The 24301-nt window shown below is 65.0% G+C and carries 22 protein-coding genes and 2 pseudogenes; 7 read left to right on the top strand and 17 right to left on the bottom strand.

The window, feature by feature from the left end:
* The first annotated feature begins 24 nt into the window (after positions 1–24).
* The 3 genes and pseudogenes from ABSY19_RS21000 (at position 25) to ABSY19_RS20990 (ending at position 1689) form a co-directional block, all read left to right on the top strand.
* Positions 25–264, top strand: coding sequence for a CDGSH iron-sulfur domain-containing protein (locus ABSY19_RS21000; RefSeq protein WP_069047320.1), 240 nt, complete (start codon positions 25–27; stop codon positions 262–264).
* A 78-nt stretch (positions 265–342) separates the two neighbouring features.
* Positions 343–1103: pseudogene (locus tag ABSY19_RS20995) on the top strand (DODA-type extradiol aromatic ring-opening family dioxygenase).
* Between the two features lie 340 nt (positions 1104–1443).
* Positions 1444–1689, top strand: a complete 246-nt coding sequence (locus ABSY19_RS20990) for a luciferase family protein (protein WP_083239971.1) — start codon at positions 1444–1446, stop codon at positions 1687–1689.
* A gap of 54 nt (positions 1690–1743) precedes the next feature.
* On the opposite strand, the gene ABSY19_RS20985 is transcribed toward ABSY19_RS20990, so the two are convergent.
* On the bottom strand, positions 1744–3714 hold the full coding sequence (locus ABSY19_RS20985; protein ID WP_069047321.1) for an AMP-binding protein: 1971 nt from the start codon (positions 3712–3714) through the stop codon (positions 1744–1746).
* A gap of 100 nt (positions 3715–3814) precedes the next feature.
* On the opposite strand from ABSY19_RS20985, the gene ABSY19_RS20980 reads away from it, so the two are divergent.
* The 4 genes from ABSY19_RS20980 to ABSY19_RS20965 all read left to right on the top strand — a co-directional run bounded on the left by ABSY19_RS20980 (position 3815) and on the right by ABSY19_RS20965 (position 6987).
* Positions 3815–4498 carry a nitroreductase gene (locus ABSY19_RS20980; protein WP_069047322.1) on the top strand — a complete coding sequence of 228 codons (684 nt, stop codon included), beginning with the start codon at positions 3815–3817 and terminating at the stop codon, positions 4496–4498.
* A 12-nt stretch (positions 4499–4510) separates the two neighbouring features.
* On the top strand, positions 4511–5713 hold the full coding sequence (locus ABSY19_RS20975) for a thiolase (protein ID WP_069047323.1): 1203 nt from the start codon (positions 4511–4513) through the stop codon (positions 5711–5713).
* Positions 5710–6141, top strand: a complete 432-nt coding sequence (locus ABSY19_RS20970) for a Zn-ribbon domain-containing OB-fold protein (RefSeq protein ID WP_083239972.1) — start codon at positions 5710–5712, stop codon at positions 6139–6141. The genes ABSY19_RS20975 and ABSY19_RS20970 overlap by 4 nt, the downstream gene beginning before the upstream one ends.
* A gap of 585 nt (positions 6142–6726) precedes the next feature.
* A complete protein-coding gene (locus tag ABSY19_RS20965) occupies positions 6727–6987 on the top strand; it encodes a hypothetical protein (protein ID WP_236944226.1) in 261 nt (86 codons plus the stop codon).
* Positions 6988–7019: 32 nt separating this feature from the next.
* On the opposite strand, the pseudogene ABSY19_RS20960 reads toward ABSY19_RS20965, so the two are convergent.
* The 16 genes and pseudogenes from ABSY19_RS20960 to ABSY19_RS20885 all read right to left on the bottom strand — a co-directional run.
* A pseudogene (locus tag ABSY19_RS20960) lies at positions 7020–8113 on the bottom strand (aminotransferase class III-fold pyridoxal phosphate-dependent enzyme); the annotation flags it as partial.
* Positions 8114–8138: 25 nt separating this feature from the next.
* Complete coding sequence (gene panD / locus ABSY19_RS20955; RefSeq protein ID WP_069047324.1) at positions 8139–8555, bottom strand: aspartate 1-decarboxylase; 417 nt, start codon at positions 8553–8555, stop codon at positions 8139–8141.
* A 49-nt stretch (positions 8556–8604) separates the two neighbouring features.
* Entirely contained in the window at positions 8605–9651 is a 1047-nt protein-coding gene (bioB, locus tag ABSY19_RS20950; RefSeq protein WP_236944072.1) for a biotin synthase BioB, read from the bottom strand.
* An 85-nt stretch (positions 9652–9736) separates the two neighbouring features.
* Positions 9737–10525 (bottom strand): citryl-CoA lyase, encoded by a 789-nt coding sequence (locus ABSY19_RS20945; protein WP_069047325.1) that lies wholly within the window; start codon positions 10523–10525, stop codon positions 9737–9739.
* Positions 10526–10559: 34 nt separating this feature from the next.
* A complete protein-coding gene (locus ABSY19_RS20940) occupies positions 10560–11399 on the bottom strand; it encodes a CoA ester lyase (RefSeq protein ID WP_069047326.1) in 840 nt (279 codons plus the stop codon).
* 2 nt (positions 11400–11401) lie between these two features.
* Positions 11402–12766: an MmgE/PrpD family protein gene (locus ABSY19_RS20935; RefSeq protein ID WP_056278598.1), complete on the bottom strand. Its 1365-nt coding sequence runs from the start codon at positions 12764–12766 to the stop codon at positions 11402–11404.
* Between the two features lie 16 nt (positions 12767–12782).
* A complete protein-coding gene (locus tag ABSY19_RS20930; RefSeq protein WP_382155603.1) occupies positions 12783–13961 on the bottom strand; it encodes a CaiB/BaiF CoA transferase family protein in 1179 nt (392 codons plus the stop codon).
* Between the two features lie 11 nt (positions 13962–13972).
* Positions 13973–15130, bottom strand: a complete 1158-nt coding sequence (locus tag ABSY19_RS20925) for an acyl-CoA dehydrogenase family protein (protein ID WP_056278421.1) — start codon at positions 15128–15130, stop codon at positions 13973–13975.
* A 51-nt stretch (positions 15131–15181) separates the two neighbouring features.
* A complete protein-coding gene (locus ABSY19_RS20920) occupies positions 15182–15964 on the bottom strand; it encodes an enoyl-CoA hydratase-related protein (RefSeq protein WP_056278424.1) in 783 nt (260 codons plus the stop codon).
* A 31-nt stretch (positions 15965–15995) separates the two neighbouring features.
* On the bottom strand, positions 15996–17978 hold the full coding sequence (locus tag ABSY19_RS20915; RefSeq protein WP_069047328.1) for an acetoacetate--CoA ligase: 1983 nt from the start codon (positions 17976–17978) through the stop codon (positions 15996–15998).
* Positions 17975–19198, bottom strand: a complete 1224-nt coding sequence (locus tag ABSY19_RS20910; protein WP_056278429.1) for a CaiB/BaiF CoA-transferase family protein — start codon at positions 19196–19198, stop codon at positions 17975–17977. Before ABSY19_RS20910 ends, ABSY19_RS20915 begins: the two co-directional genes overlap by 4 nt.
* A gap of 14 nt (positions 19199–19212) precedes the next feature.
* A complete protein-coding gene (locus ABSY19_RS20905) occupies positions 19213–20001 on the bottom strand; it encodes an enoyl-CoA hydratase/isomerase family protein (RefSeq protein ID WP_056278432.1) in 789 nt (262 codons plus the stop codon).
* Between the two features lie 222 nt (positions 20002–20223).
* A complete protein-coding gene (locus ABSY19_RS20900; RefSeq protein WP_056278436.1) occupies positions 20224–21816 on the bottom strand; it encodes an AMP-binding protein in 1593 nt (530 codons plus the stop codon).
* Positions 21817–21915: 99 nt separating this feature from the next.
* A complete protein-coding gene (locus ABSY19_RS20895) occupies positions 21916–22854 on the bottom strand; it encodes an electron transfer flavoprotein subunit alpha/FixB family protein (protein ID WP_069047330.1) in 939 nt (312 codons plus the stop codon).
* Positions 22854–23603, bottom strand: coding sequence for an electron transfer flavoprotein subunit beta/FixA family protein (locus ABSY19_RS20890; RefSeq protein WP_056278441.1), 750 nt, complete (start codon positions 23601–23603; stop codon positions 22854–22856). The genes ABSY19_RS20895 and ABSY19_RS20890 overlap by 1 nt, the downstream gene beginning before the upstream one ends.
* Positions 23604–23668: 65 nt before the next feature.
* A complete protein-coding gene (locus tag ABSY19_RS20885; protein WP_056278444.1) occupies positions 23669–24274 on the bottom strand; it encodes a TetR/AcrR family transcriptional regulator in 606 nt (201 codons plus the stop codon).
* Positions 24275–24301: the final 27 nt, after the last annotated feature.

The raw sequence follows: 24301 nt of genomic DNA, 5'->3' as shown, positions 1-24301 counted from the left end.
CGTAATCATCCTCAGGAGCTCAACATGAGTAAGCGGCATATCGCCGCCACCACGCCGTTCGCAATCGACGTGGAAAAAGGCAAGGACTACTACTGGTGTGCCTGCGGTCTCAGCAAATCGCAGCCGTTCTGCGACGGCAGCCACAAGGGCGGCGAGTTCGTGCCGACCAAGTACAGCGCCGACGAAAGCAAGACTGTCTATTTTTGCGGCTGCAAGCAAAGCAAGAACGGCGCGCTTTGCGACGGCACGCATAAAGCTCTGTAAGAGCGGACCATGCCCGTGACAACGGAGCCATTGCCGACCTACTTCATCTCGCACGGCGGCGGACCCTGGCCATACATGATGGCGCAGTCCAACGGCATGTACGACCGTCTGGCGCAGTCCCTGCGGGATATGCCACGCCAGCTCGGCGCCCAACCGAAGGCCGTGCTCGTGATCTCCGCCCATTGGGAGGAGCGCGAGTTCACACCGTGATGGCCGCCGAACGGCCGCCCATGGTTTACGACTACTCTGGCTTCCCCGAACATACCTACCATGTCCATTACCCGGCACCGGGCCTGCCAGCGCTGGCCGAGCAGGTGCGGCAGTTGATCCAGAGCGCAAGGTTCTCGGCGCTGCTTGATGCCCAGCGCGGTTTTGACCACGGCAGCTTCGCGCCGCTGGTGGTGATGTACCCGCTGGCCGATGTGCCGGTCGTGCAACTGTCACTGCGCGCGGGCTATGACCCGGCTGAGCATTTGGCCGTCGGCCGTGCCCTGGCGCCGCTGCGCGAGCAGGGCGTGCTGATCGTCGGCAGCGGCCTGAGCTACCACAACCTGCGCCGCATGGGGCCGTCCGCCGCGGTGCCGTCAAAGCAATTCGACGACTGGCTGCAGCAGACCTTGGTCACCACCGAGCCGCACCAGCGTGCGCAGCGGCTGATCGACTGGCAAGACGCGCCGGCCGCCCACGTGGCCCATCCGCAAGAAGACCATCTGCTGCCCCTGATGGTGGCGGTGGGTGCCGCCGGGCATGATGAAGCCGTGTGCGTGTACCACGAGGAAGGTTTCTTTGGCGGCGTCACCGTCTCCGGCTTCAGGTTCGGCCAGGAAGGCGGGGTCTGAGTGGCGGTGGCTTGCTGGGCCGGTAGGCGCCTGTCGCCGAGGGGGGGTTCCTGTAACCCACGCGGCAGGTGTGCAGCGACAAACGATGAAGCGCGAAGACGGAGAACCGCATGACAAGTTATCTCTGCCATCAGCGCCGTGGCGCTCGCCCGCGGACGACGCCAAGCAATCCGCATACGCAGCTTGAACAGAATGCGCCGGTAGAACTGCAAGAGCTGGTTTTCGAGAGGGGGCAGTCCCTGGGCGGCGTGGAAGTTGGTCCGAGCCAGGTGTCTGTTCCCGGAGCGCGCGCCTTTTATTTTATTTACCGCGATGCGGATGCCAGTCCTTCGGCGCCTTCATGTTCGGCAAGGAGTTTGCCCACATCCACCCGCCCAGTGACGGCAGTCTGCACATGACCTTGCCGCCCGAGATCGTTCCCCAGGTCATCGAAAACGGCTGGGCGGAGTTGCATCCGCTGGCGGGTCAATATGGCCTGCCCGGGAACATCGTGATGGTCTATGGGCCGCGTGACGACGAGGAACTGCAGGTTGTTTGCGATTTGCTGACGGCGTCGCATACTGCGGCGACATCGTCAGAGGCGTGAAAAATCCGGGGCCACATCCTGCCCGTCAGGGCAGGATGTGGCGCACAACCAGGCTCAAGCTTTTGCAAGTTTGCCCTGCAGCTCGGCCACCGTTTCCGGGTTGACCAGCGACGACAAGTCGCCCGGACTGTCGCCCTTGTACACCGCCCGCACCACGCGGCGCATGATCTTCATGTTGCGCGTCTTGGGCAGGTCGCTGACCAGCAGCACCTGCCGGGGGCGGTAGGAGGCGCCCATGCCATGGACGACCGCCTGGGACAGTTCGGCCTGCAGCGCCGCGTCCGCCGCCACGCCGGGCATCGGCACGCAGACGCAGACGATGGCCGAGCCCTTGATCTCGTCGGGCACGCCGATCACCGCCGCCTCTGACACTTTGCCGGTGCCGGTGAGCAGGGTTTCGATCTCCGACGGGCCGGTGCGCTTGCCTGAGACCTTAATCGTGTCGTCGCTGCGTCCGAGGATGTAGAACAGGCCGTCCGCATCGCGCATCGCAAAGTCGCCATGCACCCAGACGCCCGCAATGTTGCGCCAGTAGCTGTCGAGGTAGCGTTCGTCGTCGCGCCACAGGCTCTTGGTGAAGCCGATGTTGGGGTTGCGCAGCACCAGCTCGCCGACCTGGCCCGCGCCGACCGGCTGGCCGCTTTCATCGACGATGTCAACCCCGGCGCCGAGCCCGCGCGCGCCGAACGAGCCTGGCCGCAAGGGATGGTGCAGGGTGCCGGTGAAGTTGCAGCCGCCCACCTCGGTGCCGCCGACGATGTTGAGGAACGGCAATTTCTCTTTGCAGATGTGCTTGAAGAACCAGCGCCAGGGCGCCTCGGTCCAGGCCTCGCCGCCGGAGCAGGTGATGCGCAGCGAAGACAAGTCGTAGCGCTGGACTTCTTCGTCGCCGTAGCGCATCAGGCTTCGGATCAGCGTGGGCGCGACACCCAGGTAGGTGACTTTGTGATCTTGCACCAGGCGCCAGAAGCGGCCCGTGTCGGGGAAGTCGGGCGTGCCTTCGGCCACCAGCAGGCTGCCGCCGAAATAGCTCGGAATGCAGGCGCACATGGCGCCCACCATCCAGCCCATGTCGCTCATGAAGAAGAAACGGTCGCTCGACTTGAAATCGGCACAGATGTGCATGTCGCGCGTGACCATCGAGCCCAGGAAACTCACGTGGGTCCAGATGCAGCCCTTGGGCTTGCCGGTGGTGCCCGAGGTGTAGAGCAACACGGCGGGGGCCTCGGAGGCCATCTCGGCGGTCGGCATGTCATGGGGCTGGGCGGCGACCAGGCTGGCCCAGTCGTGGTCGCGCCCGGGCGTCATCGGGCATGGGGACGCTTCACCCAGGTGACGCAGCACCATCACGTGCTGCACGCTGGGTGTCTCGCGCAGGGCTTCGTCCAGCACCGACTTCATGACGCCGGGCGTGCCGCGCCGCCAAGTGCCGTCCACCGTCAGCACCGCCTTGGCTTGGCCGTCGTTCAGGCGAGCGACGATGGGTTGCGGCCCGAAGCCCGAAAACAGCGGCATCAACACGGCGCCAATCTTCAGGACCGCAAAGAACGCGACAAAGGTCTCCGGCAGGTTGGGCAGGTACAGGCCGACCCGGTCACCTCGGCCAATACCCAGCGACTGCAACGCTCCGGCCAGGCGGCAAACCTCGGCATCAAACTCGCGGTAACTCAAGGACTTGCGGTTTTTCGGGTCTTCGCCCTCCCACACCAGGAAAGGCTGGTCCCACACCGGCGTTCCGCGGTGCCGGTCCAGGCAGTTCAGCACGATGTTGGTGGTGCCGCCGATGCACCAGCGTGCCCATTCGATGCCGCGCGAGGTGTCAAGCATCTGCGTGTAGGGCTGGTAGAAGCGGAAGTCGCAGAACTCGAACACCTCTTGCATCAGCCAGGCCGGATCGGCGTCGGCACGGGCACTCAAGTTTTCGAAGTCGGACTCGCCCACTTTGTGCAAAAAAGCGGTCAGGTTGGACTGCGCCATCAGTTCAGGGGAAGGCGCCCAATCAAACGGTTGTTTGGTAGAATTCATGGGGCAATCCTATCCGAACGTCGTATTGGAGTCCAGCGGTGCACTCTCACCGCGTCGTTTCTTCTCCGCAGCTCTACGTAGTCAGAAAGGCGGTCTATCCGTGCATGTCGACGAAGCGATTCGCAGCCGAAAATCGGTCAGGCGGTTTCTACCTGCCTCCGTTCCTTCCTCGGTGGTGCAGCACATTCTGAGCGTGGCGGCGCGTGCCCCGAGTGGCAACAACGTGCAGCCGTGGAAGGTGTATGCGGTGGCGGGTGAGGCCCGGCAGCGCCTGTGTGATGCCTTCATTGAGGCGGCCACGCACGAGCCTGACCGGCATCAGCCCGAGTACGCGTATTACCCCACGACCTGGGTCGAGCCTTATCTGGAGCGCCGGCGTCGCTGCGGTTTCGGTTTGTATGCCAGCCTGGGCATCGCCCGCGACGACGCGGCGGCACGCGAGCGGCAGATGCTGCGCAACTACACGTTCTTCGACGCGCCGGTGGGGCTGCTCGTCACGCTCGACCGCCGTTTGAACACTGGCAGCTTCATGGACCTGGGCATGTTCATCCAGAACATCATGGTGGCCGCGCGTGCGCAGGGACTGCACACCTGTGCGCAGGCCGCGTTTGCTTGGTTCCACAAGGTGGCGCGCGCCCAGTTGCCGATCAGTGACCACGAAATCCTCGCCTGCGGCATCGCCCTCGGGCACGAGGATCTGTCGGCCCCGGAGAACGCCTTCATTACCGAACGAACCGATGTGGAGACGCTTGCCAGCTTCCATGGCTTCGACACCGCACGCTGAACGAGGACTCTCATGGCAAACATCAAATCCGTATCATCTTCGCACACGCTTCGCGGTAAAACCGCGATCATCGGCGCCGGCATTTCGGCCGTCGGCCGCGTGCCGGGCAAGAGCGCGCTCGCGCTGGCCGCCGACGCAGCAGGCAAGGCGCTTGCCGATGCCGGCATCGGCAAGCACGAGGTCGATGGCGTGCTTTCCAGCTCCGCCTTCGCCTCGCCGTTTCACCGATTCAGCGTAGCCTTCAGTGAGTACCTCGGCATCCAGCCGACGTTCTCCAACACGATGCAGGTCTCCGGCGCCACGGCGGCCACCCTGTTCAACATCGCCGCCGCCGCCATTGCTGGCGGCCTGGCCGAGACCGTTCTGGTGGTGGGCGGCGACAGCTTGCTGACCGGTCTGTCGCCCGACCTGGCCCTGCGCTCGATGACCGAAAGCCGGGACCAGCAATACGAAATGCCCTTCGGCATTCCCGTGGCCAACACCTTCGCCATGACAGCGCATCGCCACATGAAGGAGTTCGGCACCACCTCCGAGCAATTTGCCAAGGTGGCGGTGATCCACCGCGAACACGCACGCCGCACGCCGGGGGCGCAGATGACCGATCCGCTGAGCGTCGATGACGTGCTGAATTCCGGCTGGGTGACAACGCCCTACCACAAGCTTGACTGCTCGCTCATCTCCGACGGCGCAGCAGCCTTCATCGTCACCTCGGCCGAGCGCGCCAGGGCGCTGGGAATTGCCAAGCCCATCTACATCCTCGGCGGCGGCGAATGCTACACGCACGAGCACATCTTCCTGATGCCCTCGCTGACCACCACGGGCGCGGTGCAGTCGAGTGCCAGGGCCTACGACATGGCGGGCTGCAGGCCGAAGGACATCGACGTGGCCGGCGTCTATGACTGCTTCACCGGCACGGTGATCATGATGCTGGAGGACCTCGGTTTCTGCCCCAAGGGCGAGGGTGGGCGCTTCGTCGAGGACGGGCAGATCACCTACGGCGGAGCCATCCCCTGCAACACCCATGGCGGCCTGCTGTCGTTCGCGCACTCGGGCATGCCGGGCTCGCTGTTTCATTTCTACGAGGTCGTCAACCAGCTGCGCGGAAGCTGCGGTGAACGCCAGGTCGCGGGCGCTGAACTTGGCCTGGTGCATAGCCTGGGCGCCGGTTTTGCGACCAACGCCACCACCATCCTGGGAACGGAGGCCACGCTGTGATCAACCTCAAAGACGCCCACCTCAAGCCACAGCCGATGCCGGATGCAGATTCGGACATCTATTGGCGCGGCATTCAGGAGGGCAAGCTGCTGCTGCAGCACTGCCCAGCGTGCGGCCACGTGCAGCTCTACCAACAGGCGATCTGCCGTGAGTGCGGTAGCGAGCGCCTAGAGCACCGCGCCGCCAGCGGTCGCGCCAAGGTGCATTCGTTCAGCGTGGTTCACCGGGCGCCCGGCCCGGCTTTCAAACAGGACACGCCCTATGCGGTGCTGCTGGTCGAACTCGAAGAAGGTCCGTGGATGATCAGCTCCTTCATCGGCGCAGACCCTTCAGCAGTCACTTTCGACATGGCTGTCGAGTTGGTTTGCGAACCCGTCGGTGTTGGTGTGTCGCTGCCGCGATTCCGGGCGGCCGGACCTCCAGCGTGAAGCAGCGTCGTCGTGCGCCTTCTGAGTGTCTGAGGACACGACCCAACCCAACGCGGGATTTCGGTGGCCGCAGCTTGCTGCGCCGTCCTCCCAGGCGGCAGTCGAGGGGGCTCCTCCTGACCTGACGACGGCCACAGTGGCGCGGCGGGCGATTGCGCCCTTGTCCATGCATGATCGGAGCGTGGCCATCGTTGCGCCGGTCGGCTATGGCAAGACGACATTGATGGGCGGATGGTTTCGCGCTTGCAAAGACGCAGACCCCGTGTGGGTGGGACTCGATGCTTCCTGGCGCGACCAGGTGTTCTTTGTTCGCTCCTTGTTGAATGCGGTCGGAGGCCCGTCGGAGCCGGTCGCGATGGCGGCCATTGACGCGGCGGCGGTGGTCGATAGCGGCTTGCTGGCGTTGTTGCAGGCCCTTGGACAACGTCGTCGTCCCATGATGCTTTTTTGCGCCGCTATGCCAGGTCTTTGTGCGCCATTGGCCGGCAGGCACAAGATCAGGACCCATTCCACTATGGCGCCGCACAAACGGTTCTGGCCTATGCGCACAAATGCAATTGACGTTTCACCGAGGCCCCCCAGTCCTTGCGCGAGGTGCAAGTGAAGTTCGGGGAGGCTCCTTCGCCTTTCGGCCACATGTGGGTGCGGGTGATCTTTTCCGCCTTGCTGTTCAAGGCGGGGCGGCATCGTGAGGCCCTGGCAGACAGCACCTCGGCGCTGACCGAAGAGCTGGCTTTCGCTCCCGACGCCTCGTGCCTGGCGGTCAGGCTGCGCGCGATCCGCGCGTTGCTGCTGTACGAACGCAACCTGTGCATCGAGGCGATGGTGGATTTGGAGGTGGCGTGACCACTACTGTCGCACCAGGGCATCGTCGATAAGATGGCGTAGATCGTGTGGCCGATGGGGCGCAGCAGCAGCCCCTGCGCCAGCGCGCGGCAGGCATAGCGGTGGCCGAAGTCGGGCAGGCGTGCTGAGCACGTGCCACGCGAAGACCATGCCCTTGCGTCGATCGAAGCGCACACGCGGGTGCTTGGAGATCGGCGCGAACTGCGCGGCCAGCCGCTCGCTGGTGCCCAGGTTCTGGCGCAGCGCGTCGGTCTGCGCGAAGAGGTCCAGCGTGGCCAGCGCGGCGCGGCAGGCCAGCGGGTTGCAGGTGTAGCTGTGCGAATGCAGGAAGCCGCGCGCCACCTCGTCGTCGTAGAAGGCGGCATAGACCGCGTCGGTGGTGAGCACCACCGACAGTGGCAGCGTGCCGCCGGTCAGGCCCTTGGAGATGCAGAGAAAGTCGGGGCGGATGCCCGCCTGCTCGTGCGCGAACAGTGTGCCGGTGCGGCCGAAGCCGACCGCGATTTCGTCGAGCACCAGGTGCACCTGGTGCCGGTCGCAAAGCTCACGCGCGCGTTTCACGTTTCAGGTACAGCGGGTCGTGCATGGCCTTGCCGGCGGCGCACTGGATCAGCGGCTCGATGATCACCGCAGCGGTCTCGTGCGCGTGTTCGGCCAGCCAGTCGCCCAGAGAGGCGGCGGCCCCCTCAGCCACGTCGGCCGGGGTGTCGCCGGGCGCGGCCTGCCTGGCGTCGGGGCTGGGCACGGTGGCGGCCATGCGCACCAGCGGCGCGTAGGCTTCACGGAACAGCGCGATGTCGGTCACGGCCAGCGCGCCCACCGTCTCTCCGTGGTAGCCCCCGGCGACACTGACAAACCGGCACTTGCCTGCCCGGCCCGCATTGCGCCAGTGGTGGGCGCTCATCTTCAGCGCGAACTCCGTGGCACTGGCACCGTCGCTGCCGTAGAAGGCGTGGCCCAGGCCGGTGCGCGCGGCCAGGCGTTCGGAGAGTTCAACCACTGGCCCGTGGGTGAAGCCTGCAAGCATCACGTGGCCCAGTGTGTGCAGCTGGTCGATCAGCGCAGCGCGGATCGCGGGGTGGTTGTGGCCGAACAGGTTGACCCACCAGGGCTGCGCTGGCGCCAGGCGGCGTTGGCCGACACGGGCTGCGTCAAAGCTCGGCGCCCGGGGGCAGGATGACCGGGTCGCCGGCCTGCGGACCTGCGGGCTCGCTGCGGGTCTCGACGATGCGGTTGGCAGCGTCGGGGAACACCAGCTGGGGCACGGCCTCGTCGAGCTTGTCTTCGTGCACCATGCCGAAGGCCGCGATGATCACCAGGTCGCCCACGCTGGCGCGCCGGGCGGCCGAGCCGTTGAGCGAAATGATGCCGCTGCCGCGCGGCGACCTGATGGCGTAGGTGATGAACCGTTCGCCGTTGTTGACGTTCCAGATGTGAACCTGTTCGTTGGGGCGGATGTTGCTCGCCTCCAGCAGGTCTTCGTCGATGCCGCAAGAGCCTTCATAGTGCAGCTCGCAGTGGGTGACGGTGGCGCGGTGGATTTTGGATTTCAGCAGGGTGCGGAACATAGGGGATTTGCTTGAACGGAGGGAGCCTCGGCCATCGACAGGGCCAAGGTCAGGCGTGCGCCCGCGTGGTGTGCATGCCCGTGCGGGCCAGCAGGTCCTGGTCGGCTTCCACGTCGGGATTGCCGGTCACCAGCAGCTTGTCACCGTAGAAGATGGAGTTGGCGCCGGCCAGGAAGCACAGCACCTGGGTCGATTCGTCCATCTGCCGGCGCCCGGCCGACAGGCGCACCTTGGCCCTGGGCATGGTGATGCGGGCCACCGCCACGGTGCGCACGAACTCCAGCGGGTCGAGGTCGGGCTCGTCGGCCAGCGGCGTGCCGGGCACCTTGACCAGGTGGTTGATCGGCACCGACTCGGGGTACGGTGCCAGGTTGGCCAGTTGCGCGATCAGGCCGGCGCGCCCGGCGCGGGACTCGCCCATGCCCACGATGCCGCCGCTGCAGACGTGGATGCCGGCCCCGCGCACGTGGCCCAGCGTGTCCAGCCGGTCCTGGTAGTCGCGGGTGGTGATGATGTCGCCGTACAGCTCGGGCGCGGTGTCCAGGTTGTGGTTGTAGTAGTCCAGACCAGCGCCCTTGAGGCGTTGCGCCTGGTCGCCCGTGAGCATGCCCAGGGTGCAGCAGGCCTCCAGGCCCTCGTCCTTGATCACGCGCACCAACTCCTCGACCTTTTCCAGGTCGCGGTCGTTGGGCGCTCGCCAGGCGGCACCCATGCAGAAGCGCGAGGCGCCGGCCGCCTTGGCGCCGAGCACGGCCTCGCGCACTTCCTCGGGCGTCATCATCTTGGTGGCGGGCACGCCGGTCTCGTGGTGCACCGACTGCGGGCAATAGCCGCAGTCCTCCGGGCAGCCGCCGGTCTTGATGGACAGCAGCGTGGCCAGCTCCATCTCGGTGGGGTCGTGGTGCTCGCGGTGCACGGTCTGCGCGCGGTGCATCAGCTCAGGGAATGACAGGTCCAGCAGGGCCTGCACCTCGGCCACCGGCCAGGCCTGCTGGCGGGCCTCGACCGACAAGGTTCCCACGCTCGATGCCTCGGCAGGCTGCGGGGGTGATTGCACCCAGTGGATGGGTTCTTCTCTCAGGATCGTGTCATTCATTGCGCAATACTCCAGTGGTGTCCAGAAAAATTCAATCGATAGGTCGACGCGGGCGCATCGTGCCTGCAAGGCCAGCCACAGCGCTTCAGGCGCCTTGTGGTCTGATGTGCTGGGTGGCCTCGTCTTCGACCCGCTGCCAGATCTCGACCGCCATCGGGTTCTTGCTCTCTTCCAGGATGTGTCCCACCAGCCCGATGGCACGCGCCAGGACGCCGATGCCGCGCACAATTTTCCATGGTAGCCCGAGCTCGCAGCTGATGGCGCCGATGGCGCCGGTCGCGTTGACGGGAAGCGACTTGCCAGCGACGCGTTCGGCCTCGGCGCAGATCAGTTGTTCGAGCCGGATGTAGTCGCCTGAAAAGCCATTGTCCTTGGCGATCTGGAACAGGCGCGGGGCACGCGGATCGACCGGCTTGTGCAGCGGATGGCCGAGCCCCGGAATGATCTGGCCGCGCGCGCGAAAGGCTGCCACGGTGTCGCAAGCGATGCGCTCCAGATCAGCTCCTTTCGTTTCGGGTGGCAGGGCCTCGTACAGCATTTTGGCGGTGCCTTCGGTGCTGCCGACGAACACGCTGCCCAGACCGCACAATCCGGCCGCCACGGCGGCCTGCAGCGATTCGGGCGCACCGGCGTAGGTCAGTCGCGCGACCAGCGCACTGGGCGTGATGCCGTGCTCGACCAGCGTCACCGCGATGGCGTTGAAGACGTTGGACTCCTGCTGCGTTGGCATGCGCCCGACGATCTGCAAGAAGGCCATATCACCCAGGTTGAGATGGCCGAGGATTTCGTCAGGCAGACTCTTGCCGTGCACCTCGATGCGGTCGGGGGTACTCCAGGCAATGTCGGAGCGGATGGGTTTGGCTTTGCGAGTCATAAGGAATTCCAGTCGATTGGAGTGGGTTAAAAAATCAGGCGCTCAGACCCGCGTCGCGCAGCACGGCTTGTGCACGCTGGTACACCGGCAGATCGACCATCTGGCTGTCAACCGCCACAGCGGAACCACCCGCCGTTTCAAATGCTTTGCAGACGCGGCGCGCCCAGTCAAGCCGTTCGGGGGTCGGCGTGAACACCGCCTGGACGATGGCAAGCTGCTTCGGGTGGATGCACAGCTTGGCACCAAAGCCGAGTCGACGTGAGCGTTCAGTGTCCGCCTGCAAGCGTTGCAGGTCCTCGATCGCGGTGCTGACACCATCAACTGGCGCGGCCAGCCCGGCCAGCCGCGAGGCCAGCACCACTTGTGAGCGGAAAGCCAGCAGCTCTGACTCCGCGCCATCGGGCGCACAGTCAATGCCCAGATCGAGCGCCAGATCGACGCTGCCAAAAGCCAGGCGGATCACGCCCGGCACGCTCGCAATGCTGTGGATTTCCCTAAGTCCGCGCGCCGACTCGATGATCGGCAACACGTCCTTATAGGTGATCTCGACCACGGTGCACACGGCATCGATACCCTCGGCCTTGGGCAGCATCACCGCCGCCACACCAGGATGGCGACACAGTTCGAGATCGTCTTCAAACCAGGGCGTGCCAGCGGCATTGATGCGCACAACCAGCGGTGCCGACGCATCAAGCGCCGCCGCCAACGCGTCGCGTGCGCTCGCCTTCGCCTCGGGGGCAACCGCGTCTTCCAGATCAACAATCACCGCGTCGGCGCCGCTGGCGCGCGCCTTGGCAAAACGCTCAGGCCTGTCTGCGGGCACAAAAAGATAGGCACGCGGAAGGACATGGAGGCCGGGGGTGCTGGTCGCCATGCTCATGCCGCCAACCAGCGCTCGATGTGCGGCGCCTCGGCGACCGCCCAGACGCGCGCGATCAGTGCCTCCACCTCTGCAGGCGTGGCCCCCTTGCCGTAGGCCGCCAGGCGCTGCGCCTTGTCTTCCAGCTCGGCACGTGTCAGGGTGTTGCCAGGGTCGCCTTTGGGCTCATCGACCCGCGCGCCAAAGGTGTGGCCATCGCGCGTGCTCACCGTTACCTTGCCGATCCAGCGCTGCGGGTAGGCCTTATCGACCTCGGCGTCGAGCTGCATCGTCACGCGGTCGCGCAAGGCGGCCACGCGCGGCGCGAGGTAATGCGCTTCAAATTCATTCAGCCCGGCAAAGCCGTATTCGGCGGCCAGCGCCAGCACCGTGCCCATTGAGAATTTGGCCTGGTGCACGGTGGCGGGCACGGTGACGCGGCCCAGCACGTCGATGGCGCCCTGGTGCACATGGGTGGTCACCGCGGCAATATCGTCGGCCTTGAGCCCATGCGTCTGCATCAGCGCCAGCAGCGCGTCGGCGCTGGGGTGGGTGTGGCGGCACGAGGCGTGGTATTTGAACGAGGTTTCCGCCGTGGCCCAGCGCTGGCCCAGGCGGTCGGTCAGGCGCGCCGGATCGGCGTCGTTCGACATGCCCGCAGCCATGCCTTGCGCGCCTTCCAGAATCTGGCGCGCGCCGGTCAGCCCCTCGCGCGCCAAGTAGGCGCAAGCCAAGCCGCTGGACGCCGCATGCGCGGTGTGCAGTTGCTTGGAGTCGGCGGCGTCGCGCAAAAACTCCCACAGCCCGGCGGCTTGTGTGCCGGCGCTGCCGAAGGCATGCAGCATGGTGGTCGCATCGAGCTTGAGCAGCCGTCCGGCCGCCGCAGCGGCGGCCAGCGTGCCGGCGGTGGCCGTGGTGTGAAAGATGCGGTAGTGCGAGCGGCCCAGGAACTCGCCCACCCGAATGCCGACTTCATAGCCCGCCACTACGGCGGCCAGGAACTCGCGGCCGCTGGCACCGATGTCCTGCGCGATGGCCAGCGCCGCCGGGAACACGACGGCTGCGGGATGAAACACCGAGCCGTTGTGGACGTCATCCTGCTCGGCGAAATGCGAGGCGGCCGCGTTGACCATCGCAGCGAAATGGGGCGAGGTGGTGCGGCGCGAGATCAGCACCTCGGCGCGGCCGGAGGCCGGCCCCATGGTGCGGGCATAGGCTTCGATGGCCTCGACCGGCCGGGCGCCCTTGCCCGCCAACGCGGAGGCGTACCAGTCGAGGAACAGGTCTTCGGTTCGGCGCAGCACCGGCGCCGGAATGGTGTCGAATGACAGATCGGCGGCAAAGGCAGCCAGCGTCGCGCTCGGGTTTGTATCTGGGGTCATGGCATCGATCTCGCAGTCAGATGGCTTGGTCTGCACGCAGCCGGGCGATGTCAGTCTCGCCGTAGCCGAGCTCGGTCAGGATGGCTTCGGTGTGCTGACCCAGCGCAGGCACCGGCCCCATGGGCGGCGGCGGCTCGCTGCCCTGGACGTGGTGCGGCGGGTACAGCGCCGGCAGCGTGCCGCCTGGCGAACCGATCTCGGTCCAGCGCCCACGCGCCGCGAGTTGCGGGTGCTTCCACAGGTCGGCCATCTCGTTGAGCTGGCCGTTGGCGATTTGCGCCGCCTCCAGCCGCGCCACCAGTTGCGCCGCGGTCAGGGTGGCGCAGACACCTTCGATGATGCCGCGCAGTTTCTCGCGCTGGGCCAGCCGGTTGGCGTTGCCCAGGTACTGTGCGGTCAGCTCGGGCAATTGCAACACCTGGTTGCAGAAGGTGGCCCATTCGCGGTCGTGCTGCACCGCCAGCACCACCTGCTTGCCGTCGCCGCAGGTAAAAGGGCCGTAGGGGTAAATGGCGGCGTGCGAGGCGCCGGCACGCAGCGGCGGCGGCTGGCCATCCAGCGTGTAGTAGAGCGGGAAGCCCATCCATTCGGACATGGCTTCGAGCATGGAGATTTCGAGCCGCTGGCCACGCCCCGTGCGCCCGCGCTCCAGCAAAGCGGCCAGCACGCTGCTGTAGGCGTACATGCCAGCGGCGATGTCGGCAATCGACAGCCCGGCCTTGGATGGCGTCTCCGGCGTGCCGGTCACCGACACAAAACCGGCTTCGCTCTGGATCAGCAGGTCATAGGCCTTTTTCGCGGTGTAGGGGCCGCCGTCGCCGTAGCCCGAGATGTCGCACACCACGATGCGCGGGTTGACCGGCGCCAGGCTGGCATGGTCCAGTCCCATGCGCGCGGCAGCACCGGGCGCCAGATTCTGCACCAGCACGTCGGCGCGCTCCACCAGCTTTTGCAGTACGGCGCGTGCGGCCGGGTGTTTGAGGTCGAGCGTCAGGCTTTCCTTGGAGCGGTTGCACCAGACGAAGTGGGAAGCCGAGCCGTGGGCCCGGCTGTCGTAGGCGCGGGCGAAGTCGCCCTCGCCCGGACGCTCGACCTTGATGACGCGCGCGCCGAGATCGGCCAACTGGCGGGTGCAGAACGGCGCGGCAATCGCGTGCTCCAGCGTGACAATCAGCATTCCTTCCAATGGACGCATGGCAATTTCTTTCAGAATGAGCGCGGCAACTCGAGCACATGCTCGGCCACGTAACTCAGAATCAGGTTGGTGGAGATCGGCGCCACTTGGTACAGCCGGGTTTCGCGGAACTTGCGCTCGATGTCGTATTCGCAGGCAAAGCCAAAGCCGCCATGGGTCTGAATGGCGGTGTTGGCCGCCTCCCAGGAGGCTTTGGCGGCCAGGTACTTGGCCATATTGGCCTCTGCGCCACACGGTTGGTGGGCGTCAAACAGCTCGCAGGCACGCCAGCGCATCAGGTCAGCGGCTTCGGTCTCGATGTGGGCCTCGGCCAAGGGAAACTGCACGCCCTGGTTCTGCCCAATCGGGCGGTCAAACACGCGGCGCTCGCGGGCATAGCGGGCGCTGCGCTCGACGAACCAGCGGGCGTCGCCAATGCACTCGGCGGCAATCAGCGTGCGCTCGGCGTTCAGGCCGTCCAGGATGTACTTGAAACCTTTGCCCTCCTCGCCGATCAGGTTCTCGGCCGGGATTTCGAGGTTGTCGAAGAACAGCTCATTGGTCTCGTGGTTGACCATGTTGCGGATCGGGTTCACAGTCATGCCCTGGCCAATGGCCTGGTGCAGGTCAACGATAAAGATCGACATGCCCTCTGACTTGCGCTTCACATCCTTGAGCGGGGTGGTGCGTGCCAGCAAAATCATCAGATCGGAGTGCTGAATCCGCGAGATCCAGACCTTCTGGCCATTGACCACATAGCGGTCGCCCTGCTTGACTGCGGTGGTCTTGATCTTGGTGGTGTCGGTGCCTGTGGTTGGCTCGGTCACGCCCATGGACTGCAGGCGCAGATCGCCGCTCGCGATTTTTGGCAGGTAGCGGCGCTTTTGCTCGTCCGAGCCATGGCGCAGCAAGGTGCCCATGTTGTACATCTGGCCGTGACAGGCGCCGGCATTGCCGCCGCAGCGGTTGACCTCTTCCATCACCACCGAGGCTTCGGCCAGACCCAAGCCAGCTCCGCCGTACTCCTGCGGAATCATCACCGCCAGCCAGCCGGCCCTGGTCAGCGCGTCCACACACGCCTCGGGGTAAGCACGGGCATCGTCAATCTTGCGAAAGTACTCGTCAGGGAAGCGTTTGAAAAGATCGCGCAGCGCGGCACGCAACTCGGGGTAACGTTCTTGGTTCATCATTTTCAGTCTCTAAAAGTTCCCCGCCGAGCCGCGCAGGACAAAGGTTACCGGTTAGCGGAATTTGCTGAAGTCGGGCTTGCGCTTCTCAAGAAAGGCGCTGGCCCCTTCCTGCTGCTCGCCGGTACTGAAATAGTTAGGTGCCACTTCCTGGATCAGGTCGTTCATGTCCTTGCCCATGATCGGGGCCATGTGGTGGTAGAACGAACGCTTGACAATCTTCAGGCAGGTCGGCGACAGCGACAGCAATTCGTCGCAGTACTTCTGCACCTCTTCGTCGAGTTGGGCCATGGGCACCACCGAGTTGGCCAGACCCCAGTCGAACGCCTGCTTCGCGCTGTAGCGGCGGCACAGCATCCACAGTTCGCGCGCCCGCTTGTGGCCAAGCACATTGGCCGCGTGCGAGACGATATAGCCACCGGCCGGTGAGCCGACGCGTGGCCCGTTCTGACCAAAGATCGCATGCTCGGCGGCAATCGTGAAGTCACAAAAGTAGGCAATGTGGTGACCGGCACCAATGGCATAGCCGTTGACGCGCGCGATCACCGGCTTGGGACATTCGGCGATCTGGCGGTTGAAGTTGAATTCCAGGTCCTGCAGGCCGCTCTTGCCACCTTCGCCCTTTTCCCAGTTGACATCACCGCCGACACAAAAGGCGCGCTCGCCAGCACCGGTCAGCACGATCACGCCGACCTTCGGATCGTCGCCGGCCTGGGCCAGCAGTCGCTCCATGTCCTTGATGGTGTCACCAGTGAAAGCGTTGAGCGTCTTGGGCCGATTGATGGTGATGGTGGCAACGTAATTTTTGACGTCGTAAATGACTTCCTGATCGCTCATGGTGTTTCTTCGTGATATTGGTTGGGGGAAACTATCGGGTCTGCGTGGCACGCACGCGCGCAAACTCAAGAAACCAGTCAAGGCTGGCGGGGTTGGCCAGCGCATCGCGGTTGACCACTTTGTCGATGGGCTGGCCGAGCAGCAGCTTCTTGATCGGCAGTTCGAGCTTCTTGCCGGTGAGCGTGCGCGGCACCTCGGCCACGGGAAACACCTCGTCCGGCACATGGCGCGGCGACGCGGCCGCGCGGATGGCGCTCTTGATGCGCCCGATCAGCGGCGCGTCCAGCGCCACGCCCTGGCGCAGCACGACGAACATCGGCATATAGCTTTCGCGCCCCAGAAACTCAAGATCGACCACCAAACTGTCGAGCACTTCGGGCAGCGCCTCGACCACGCTGTAGATGTCGCTCGTGCCCATGCGCACGCCGTGGCGGTTGATGGTGGTGTCGCTGCGGCCGTAGATGATTGCGCCGCCGCGCGGTGTGATGCGAAGCCAGTCGCCATGCCGCCAGACGCCGGGGTACATGTCGAAATAACTGTCCAGATAGCGCCGGTTGCCGGGGTCGTTCCAGAAGTAGAGGGGCATGGACGGCATGGGCGCGGTGCAGACCAACTCACCCACCTCGTCCACGACCGGCTGGCCCTGCTCGTTGAAGGCCTCGACGCGCGCCCCGAGGCAGCGCCCCTGCATTTCTCCCACGACAACGGGCAGGGTCGGCACGCCGCCGACGAAGGCCCCTGCGAAGTCGGTGCCGCCGGAGATCGGGTTGATCCAGACATCGCGCCCGACATGCTTGGCAATCCACTGGTAGCTTTCCAGGGACAGTGGCGAGCCGGTCGAACCCACGGTGCGCAGCGGCCCCAGCGCGCCCACCTCGCGCGGCTCTACGCCTGTTTTCTGGCAGGCCGCATAAAACGCCGCACCGGCACCCAGAAACGTCACGCCGACTTCCCCCGCGAAGCGCCACAGCGTGGTGTAGTCGGGCCAGGCCGGGGCGCCGTCGTACAGGCAGACCGTCGCCCCCACCAGCAAGCCACCCACCTGGCAGTTCCACATGATCCAGCCCGTGGTGGAAAACCAGTGGAAGCGGTCTTCGGGACCGAGGTCGTTGTGCAGGCGCATCAGCTTGACCTGCTCCAGCACGATGCCGCCATGGCCGTGCACGATGGGTTTGGGCAAGCCGGTGGTGCCCGATGAATACACCACCCACAGCGGGTGGTCGAAAGGCATTGACTCAATGCGCAGTTCAGCTGGGCCGCTGACCACCTCGCTCCAGAGCACGCCACCGCGCAGCGCGCCCACGCTGGCGCTGCGCTCCAGGTAGGGCAGGAGCACGCAGCGCTCGACGCTGGGCAGCCCGTCGAGCAGCATGGCCACGGTGTCGCGCCGGTCGAAGCGCTTGCCACCCCAGCGGTAGCCATCGACCGCGATCAACACCTTCGGATCGATTTGCCGGAAACGGTCCAGCACCGTGGGCGCCCCCATGTCGGGCGAGCACACCGACCAGATCGCCCCCACGGAAACCGTGGCCAGAAAAGCCACGATGGATTGCGGAATATTGGGCAGGTAGGCCACCACGCGGTCGCCCGGCCCCACGCCCGCTGCGCGCAGCCACTGCGCCAGCGCCGCCACTTGGTCCTGCAGCGTGCGCCAAGACATGTCCGCCCGCTCGCCCGCTTCATTGCGAAAAACGATGGCCGGTCTGGCATCCGTAGCGTGCCGGAACACCTGCCGCGCATAGTTGGTGCGCGCGCCCACAAACCATTGCGCGCCCGGCATCTGCCGATCGCTCAGAACCGGGCCATTCCAGTCGTCGAGCGGAAGCTCAAAATAGCCGACGATGGCGCCCCAGAAACCCTCCAAGTCATCCACGGACCATTGCCACAAGGCCTCGTAGCCGGCAAAGCGCACGCCTTTTTCGCGTTCCAGCCATTGTTGGAAACAGGTCAACTCGGCACCCTCGATGCGATCCGCGCTGGGGATCCACAGAATGTCGGGCGAAGTTTTGCTCATGGTTTCCCTACTGCTGCGGTTGCCATGGCAGTTTCGTGCAGGCGCACGACCCCGTCGCGCACCAGTTGGGCAATCTCCGGCCCACCATAGCCCAGTTCGCCCAACACCGGCCCGGTATGCTGCCCCAGCGCGGGAGGTGCCAGCATGTCACCGATCTTGCGCATGCCCGCGGCAAGCTGCGCCGGAAAAGGGATTAGCGGCAGCCCCGGCATCTCAGGATGCTCCACGAAACGGGCGACCAGCACCGGGTCGGCCATGGCCTCGGACACCGTGTTCACCGGACCACAGGGAATATCGGCGGCCTCGAAGGCTGCCACCCAGGTAGCCGCCGAACGGGTGATGAAAATCGCCTCCAGTTCAGCCAGCAGCGCCGGCCGGTTGGCAATGCGCACCGCATTGCGCTGGTAACGCGGATCGTTGAGCCACTCCAGCCGCTCGATGACGGCGCAAAACCGCTTGAACGCACCTTCATTCACCACCGACACGCTGAACCAGGCACCGTCGGAGCCTCGAAAGTGACGGCTCGGCACAGCAATCGGCAGGTTCACCGCACGAACCGGCTCGCGCTGCTCAACCGCATATTCACCCACCTTGCTGGCAAGAAAATTGAACATGGTGTCCACCAGGGACAACTCCACGCGCTGCCCCTGGCCGGTCTGCTGCCAATGCATCACCGCGGCCAGCACGCCCAACGCGCCGCACATGCCGGACGCCACATCGATGATCGGCAAGCCGATACGAACCGGTGGATTGCCCTCTTCCCCGCTGGCGTAGAAGGCCCCCGTCATGCCCTGCACCACGCTGTCGACCGAGGGCCTGAGCCGGTAGTCGCCCTGCTCACCGAAGGCGCTGACCATGTAGTACACCAGCGTCGGGTTGATGCGCCGCACCGCGTCGTAGGTCAGCGCATGTGTCTCGGCAAAGTCGGGGCGAAAGTTGTGCACCAGAACCTGGGCTTTTGAAATCAACCGCTCCAGCACCGAGCGCCCGGCAGGGGTGCGTATGTCCAGCGCGATCGACTCCTTGCCCCGGTTGCAGGTCATGAAAGCGACGCTGGAGTCGCCATAAAACGGCGGGCCAAAATGCCGCCCCTCCTCGCCGGTGATCGCCTCGACCTTGATGACGCGCGCGCCCAGATCGGCCAGCACCATGGCCGCGTAAGGCCCGGCAATCAAGCGGGACAGATCGATGACGGTGATGCCACTCAGAATGCCTTGCACGGCGCCGCCCTTTTTTACTTGCTGGCGCGCGAGCGGGTGCGGAAAGCCGCAATGCCGGCGCGATGCTCAGGCGTGTCTTCGAGCACCGCCATGTGCGAGGACACCATGTCCAAGTGCGTGGCGAGCGCCATGGTCTGGCTTTGGTAGACGGCGCGGCGAAAAAAGCGTACCGCCTGCTGCGGCTTGGCGGCAATGGTGCGCGCCATATCGTAGGTGGCGGTCATCAGTTCGGCATCGGGCACCACGCGATTGACCATGCCAATGCGTTCGGCCTCTTCCGCCCCCACCACGCGACCGGTCCAGAACAACTCAAGCGCGCGCGCGGTGCCAATCAGGCGCGGCAAGTACCAGGCACCGGCATCACCAGCCATCAGTCCGATGTTGATATAACTCTCGGCAAGCGTGGCTGAGCTGGCCATCAAACGGATATCGCACATCAAAGCCATGTCGCAGCCAGCGCCTCGCGCAGCGCCGTTGACAGCGGCAATGACCGGTTTTTCCATCCGCTCCAGCGTGAGCGCAATGCGATGCACGTGGCGGTACAGAAAATCCTTGCGTCCCATGCTGTCCATTTCGCTGAATTTGGCCATCTCCTCGAAATCGCCGCCGGCACAAAAAGCACGACCGGCACCGGTGACGACGATGACCTTGACTCGCTCATCAGCTTCGGCCTGCTCAAGTGCTGCGCGCCAAGCATCCACCATCTCAAGATCGAAGGCATTGAGCTGATCGGGCCGGTTGAGGGTCAGGGTCGCAATGCCGTCGGCATCAACCGCAAGCAAGATGGCAGGAACGACGGACATGGAAAACCTTTCTGACGGTGGGATGAACAAGGATCAAGGATCAAGGATCAAGGATCAAGGGCGACTGTCCGCGCCTGCCGGAAACCGGCTGGTTTCGATAAAGGTCATGCGAACATATTGACAGAACGGTGGTTAGTTAGGACCTCAAGCCGAAGCACGCCTTGCAAGCAGCCTGGTCACAGGCGCGGGCGTGTGTTGCACACCCCATGACCTTCCCGACACCTATCGTTCAATGTCCTCGTACAGGGCGCGATAGCTGTCACGCAGCGGATGCTTTTGAATCTTGCCGGTGGAGGTCATCGGCAAGGCATCGACGATGCGGATCGCCTTGGGCACCTCAAAGCCACCGAGATGCTCCTTGCAGTGGTTGATCAACTCGGCCTCGTCGGCCTGCGCCCCTGGCTTGAGCACCACGAAGGCGGTGACCGCCTCGACCCAGCGCGGGTGCGGCAAACCTACCGCCGCCACATTGGCCACCGCCGGGTGGCGCAGCAACGTGGCCTCGACCTTGATGGACGGCACGTTTTCGCCGCCGGTCTTGATCATGTCCTTCTTGCGGTCCCTGAACATCATCTGGCCATCGACCCACATGCCGAGGTCACCGGTGTGGTGCCAGCCGAAAGCGCGTGCCTCGGCGGTGGCTTCGGGATTTTTGTAGTAGCCCTCCATCACGTTCGGACCGCGGTGCACGATCTCGCCGACCTCGCCGGGGCCGAGCAGCTGGCCCGCGTCGTCCATCACCGCCGTGTCGTTGATCAATGCACTGGCGCCCCAGTAGGAACCAAAGCGTTTAAGCTGCTCTTCGGGCCGGAAGGCCATGGTGAGCGGGTACATCTCGGTCTGGCCGGTGGCCAATGAGTAATTCGGGCAGAACTCGGCGATCAGGCGGCGCAGCAGGGTCTCGGCCATGGGCGCCATGGCGTACACGCACATGCGCAGGCTCGACAGGTCGCGCCCCGGGCGCGAGGGATGATCGAGCATGGCCTGGTGCATCAGCGGCAAGCCCACCAGCAAGGTCACCCGTTCACGCTCGATGGCGTCGAGCATGGCGGCGGGTTCGAAAGCGCGCATCACAATCACCGTGCCGCCGCCCGCCAGCACGCCGCACATCAGCGTGTGCTGGGCGCAATGAAAGAGGGGCAGCACGGCAATGTTCACGGCATCGCGCCACACCCCCAACTCAAGCGCGTTGTTCATCGCTGCCATCACCACCGACAAATGGCTTTGCATCACCCCTTTAGGGCGGCCGGTGGTTCCGCTGGTGTACATGATCTGGGCTACGTCGCGGTCATGAATTTCGACCTCGGACTCAGTGGCAGACTGCGCAGCAATCGCTGCAGCGAAGCTGCAGAAAGCCCCAGCCCCCTCGCCTTCCAGCACCCATCCGCGACCGGGCTGCGCCTCGATGGCTGCACGCAACTCCGGGCGCACCAGCAGAGCGGCATCCACCAGCAGGAAGCGCGCCTCAGAGTGGTCGATGATGTAGCGAACGTCATCCAGCCCCAGGCCCGTGTTGATCGGCACCCAGATCAGGCCGGCGCGATGGATGCCGAACATGGCCACCAGGAACTCAAGCGAGTTATTGCATAGCGTGGTCACGCGGTCACCTCGCACCAAGCCAGCGGCCAGCAAGGCATTGGCGCAGCGGGTCACGCGCTCATCGAGCTCACCGTAGCTCATGCTCTGATCGCCGAGCACGAACGCCGTCTTGGCGCGGTCTCGCGCTGCCGAGCGGCGCAGGAAGTCGCCGATGGCCACGCGGGCAATTGCGCCAGGGGATGGCACATCAGCGATGACGGAGGTTGATGGGCTCATGATCGATGTCTCCTACTTTTTGAATTGTTTGGCCGGTGCCGCCGACCATACTGCCAGGAACAGGCCTGGCCTCTGCTTTACCTCGGCATCCGCTGCAACCTATAACGCAGTCACCAATTCGGGCACCGCTGTGAACAGATCCGCCACCAGCCCATAGTCGGCCACCTGGAAGATCGGCGCTTCGGCGTCCTTGTTGATCGCAACGATCACCTTGCTGTCCTTCATGCCGGCCAGGTGCTGGATGGCGCCCGAGATGCCAACCGCCACGTACAACTGGGGTGCCACGATCTTGCCGGTCTGGCCGACCTGGTAGTCGTTGGGCGCGTAGCCGGCGTCGACGGCGGCGCGCGAGGCGCCGATCGCCGCGCCAAGCTTGTCGGCCAGCGGCTCCAGCACGGCGTGAAACTTGTCGGCCGCGCCCAGTCCGCGTCCGCCCGATACGATGACCGATGCAGCGGCGAGTTCCGGGCGCTCCAGCTTCACCACCTCACGCCCGACCAGGGTGGTCAAGCCGAGATCGCCAGCCGCGTCCAGCGTCTCGACCGCTGCCGTGCCGCCCGCACCGACCGGGTCGAAGGCGGTGGTGCGAATGCTCAGCACCTTGATGGCATCCTTCGATTGCACGCGGGCCAGCGCGTTGCCGGCATAGAACGGGCGCAGGAAGGTGTCGGGCGACTCGATCGCGATCACGTCCGACACCTGGGAGGCGTCCAGCAAGGCCGCCACGCGCGGCAGCACGTTCTTGCCAAAGGCGGTGGCTGGCGCCAGCACATGGGTGTAGCCGACATCGGCGCGCACGCGTGAGCGCACCAGCTCGGCCAGGTTCTCGGCCAGGTGGGCCTCTAGGTGCGCCGCGTCAACGTGCAGCACCTTGCTCACGCCCGCAACCGCCGCCGCAGTCTGGGCCACGGCAGCGCAGTTGCGGCCCGCCACCAGCACATGAATGTCGCCGCCGATGCGCGTGGCGGCGGCAATCGTGTTCAGCGTGGCCGCTTTGAGTACGGCGTTGTCGTGTTCCGCAATGATCAGGGTTGTCATCAGATCACCTTCGCTTCTTCTTTGAGTCGTTTGACGAGTTCGGCCGGGTCGGCCACCTTGATGCCGGCCTTGCGGGTCGGCGGCTCGCTGACGTGCAGGGTCACGGTGCGTGGCGCAATGTCGATGCCGAGCTCGGCCGCCTTGATCACCTCCATCGGCTTTTTCTTGGCCTTCATGATGTTGGGCAGCGTGATGAAGCGCGGCTCGTTCAGGCGCAGGTCGGTCGTGATCACGGCCGGCAGCTTCATGGCCAGGGTTTCCAGGCCACCGTCGATCTCGCGAGTGATGGTGGCCGTGTCGCCGCTGATCTGCACCTTGGAGGCGAAGCTGGCCTGGGCCCAGCCCATCAGCGCGCCAAACATCTGGCCAGTCTGGCCAGCGTCGTCATCAATCGCCTGCTTGCCGAAGATGGCGAACTGCACACCTTCTTTTTGGGCCACATGCTGCATCAGCTTGGCCACCGCGAGCGGTTCGAGCGCGGCGTCAGTTTCAACCAGCACGGCGCGATCAGCGCCGATGGCCATGGCGCTGCGCAGCGTTTCCTGGCAAGCCGCCGGGCCACAGGAAACAACGATCACTTCAGAAGCGACACCGGCCTCCCTGAGGCGCACCGCCTCTTCGCAGGCGATCTCGTCGAAAGGGTTCATGGACAACTTCTGGTTCGCGAGATCGACTCCCGAACCGTCGGACTTGACGCGGGCCTTGACGTTGTAGTCCAGCACCCGCTTGACGGCGACCAATATCTTCACTTTATCTCCATGTGACTAAAAATAAACAATTGAAAACGGTAAGATGAAAGCCGAATCCGGCCCGTTCAATCACGGCTCACTCCCGATGCGGCCACACGAGGAAACAGCATCGCGTACATGCGCTGCGCCAACGCATCGATGTCCAGACGCCCGCCAGGCCGGTACCACTGCGCCGTCCAGTTGAGGGCACCGAGAACTGTCTGGCGCACCAACACGACATCTGTATCGACCAGGCCCAGCGCCGCAGCCTCGCTGATCGGCGTCATCCACAAGGTCTCGTAGGCGTCGCGCGATGCCATCACCCGGGTCTGGGCGGCCGGCGAAAGGCTGCGCCACTCATAGAGCAGCACGGTCATGGCGTCGAGCCTCGTACCCAGCAAAGCCTTCAGGTGGCTGCGCACCATCGACAGCAGCCGCTCGGGCAAGCGAACTTCGCCAGCCAGCCCGTCGCGCACCGACCGCATGATGTCGCGAACACCCTCCTCCATGATCGCCACCAGCAGATCCTCCTTGGTCGCGAAATGGTAGAAGAGCGAGCCTGAAGTCATGCCCATGGCTTGGGCAATCTCGCGCACCGAAGTGCGCTCAAAACCCTGGCGCCGGAACCGGCTCGCCGCGGCCGCCAGGATCGCATCTCTGCGCGAGAGTGGGTTGTCTTGCTCCTTTGCCATGCCGTATACTATATCATCTAACAAGCG

The sequence above is a fragment of the Hydrogenophaga sp. ANAO-22 genome, from assembly GCF_042466645.1.
Taxonomy (GTDB): domain Bacteria; phylum Pseudomonadota; class Gammaproteobacteria; order Burkholderiales; family Burkholderiaceae_C; genus Hydrogenophaga.
The sequence above is the reverse complement of the archived record's forward strand: the minus strand, read 5'-3'. Positions and strand labels throughout refer to the sequence as shown.

Excerpts from the sequence above, each read along its gene's own strand:
- ABSY19_RS21000 (WP_069047320.1), top strand. The coding sequence starts at position 25 with ATGAGTAAGCGGCATATCGCCGCCACCACGCCGTTCGCAATCGACGTG.
- ABSY19_RS20990 (WP_083239971.1), top strand. The coding sequence starts at position 1,444 with ATGTTCGGCAAGGAGTTTGCCCACATCCACCCGCCCAGTGACGGCAGT.
- ABSY19_RS20985 (WP_069047321.1), bottom strand. The coding sequence starts at position 3,714 with ATGAATTCTACCAAACAACCGTTTGATTGGGCGCCTTCCCCTGAACTG.
- ABSY19_RS20975 (WP_069047323.1), top strand. The coding sequence starts at position 4,511 with ATGGCAAACATCAAATCCGTATCATCTTCGCACACGCTTCGCGGTAAA.
- panD (WP_069047324.1), bottom strand. The coding sequence starts at position 8,555 with ATGTTCCGCACCCTGCTGAAATCCAAAATCCACCGCGCCACCGTCACC.
- bioB (WP_236944072.1), bottom strand. The coding sequence starts at position 9,651 with ATGAATGACACGATCCTGAGAGAAGAACCCATCCACTGGGTGCAATCA.
- ABSY19_RS20945 (WP_069047325.1), bottom strand. The coding sequence starts at position 10,525 with ATGACTCGCAAAGCCAAACCCATCCGCTCCGACATTGCCTGGAGTACC.
- ABSY19_RS20940 (WP_069047326.1), bottom strand. The coding sequence starts at position 11,399 with ATGGCGACCAGCACCCCCGGCCTCCATGTCCTTCCGCGTGCCTATCTT.
- ABSY19_RS20935 (WP_056278598.1), bottom strand. The coding sequence starts at position 12,766 with ATGACCCCAGATACAAACCCGAGCGCGACGCTGGCTGCCTTTGCCGCC.
- ABSY19_RS20930 (WP_382155603.1), bottom strand. The coding sequence starts at position 13,961 with ATGCGTCCATTGGAAGGAATGCTGATTGTCACGCTGGAGCACGCGATT.
- ABSY19_RS20925 (WP_056278421.1), bottom strand. The coding sequence starts at position 15,130 with ATGATGAACCAAGAACGTTACCCCGAGTTGCGTGCCGCGCTGCGCGAT.
- ABSY19_RS20920 (WP_056278424.1), bottom strand. The coding sequence starts at position 15,964 with ATGAGCGATCAGGAAGTCATTTACGACGTCAAAAATTACGTTGCCACC.
- ABSY19_RS20915 (WP_069047328.1), bottom strand. The coding sequence starts at position 17,978 with ATGAGCAAAACTTCGCCCGACATTCTGTGGATCCCCAGCGCGGATCGC.
- ABSY19_RS20905 (WP_056278432.1), bottom strand. The coding sequence starts at position 20,001 with ATGTCCGTCGTTCCTGCCATCTTGCTTGCGGTTGATGCCGACGGCATT.
- ABSY19_RS20900 (WP_056278436.1), bottom strand. The coding sequence starts at position 21,816 with ATGAGCCCATCAACCTCCGTCATCGCTGATGTGCCATCCCCTGGCGCA.
- ABSY19_RS20895 (WP_069047330.1), bottom strand. The coding sequence starts at position 22,854 with ATGACAACCCTGATCATTGCGGAACACGACAACGCCGTACTCAAAGCG.
- ABSY19_RS20885 (WP_056278444.1), bottom strand. The coding sequence starts at position 24,274 with ATGGCAAAGGAGCAAGACAACCCACTCTCGCGCAGAGATGCGATCCTG.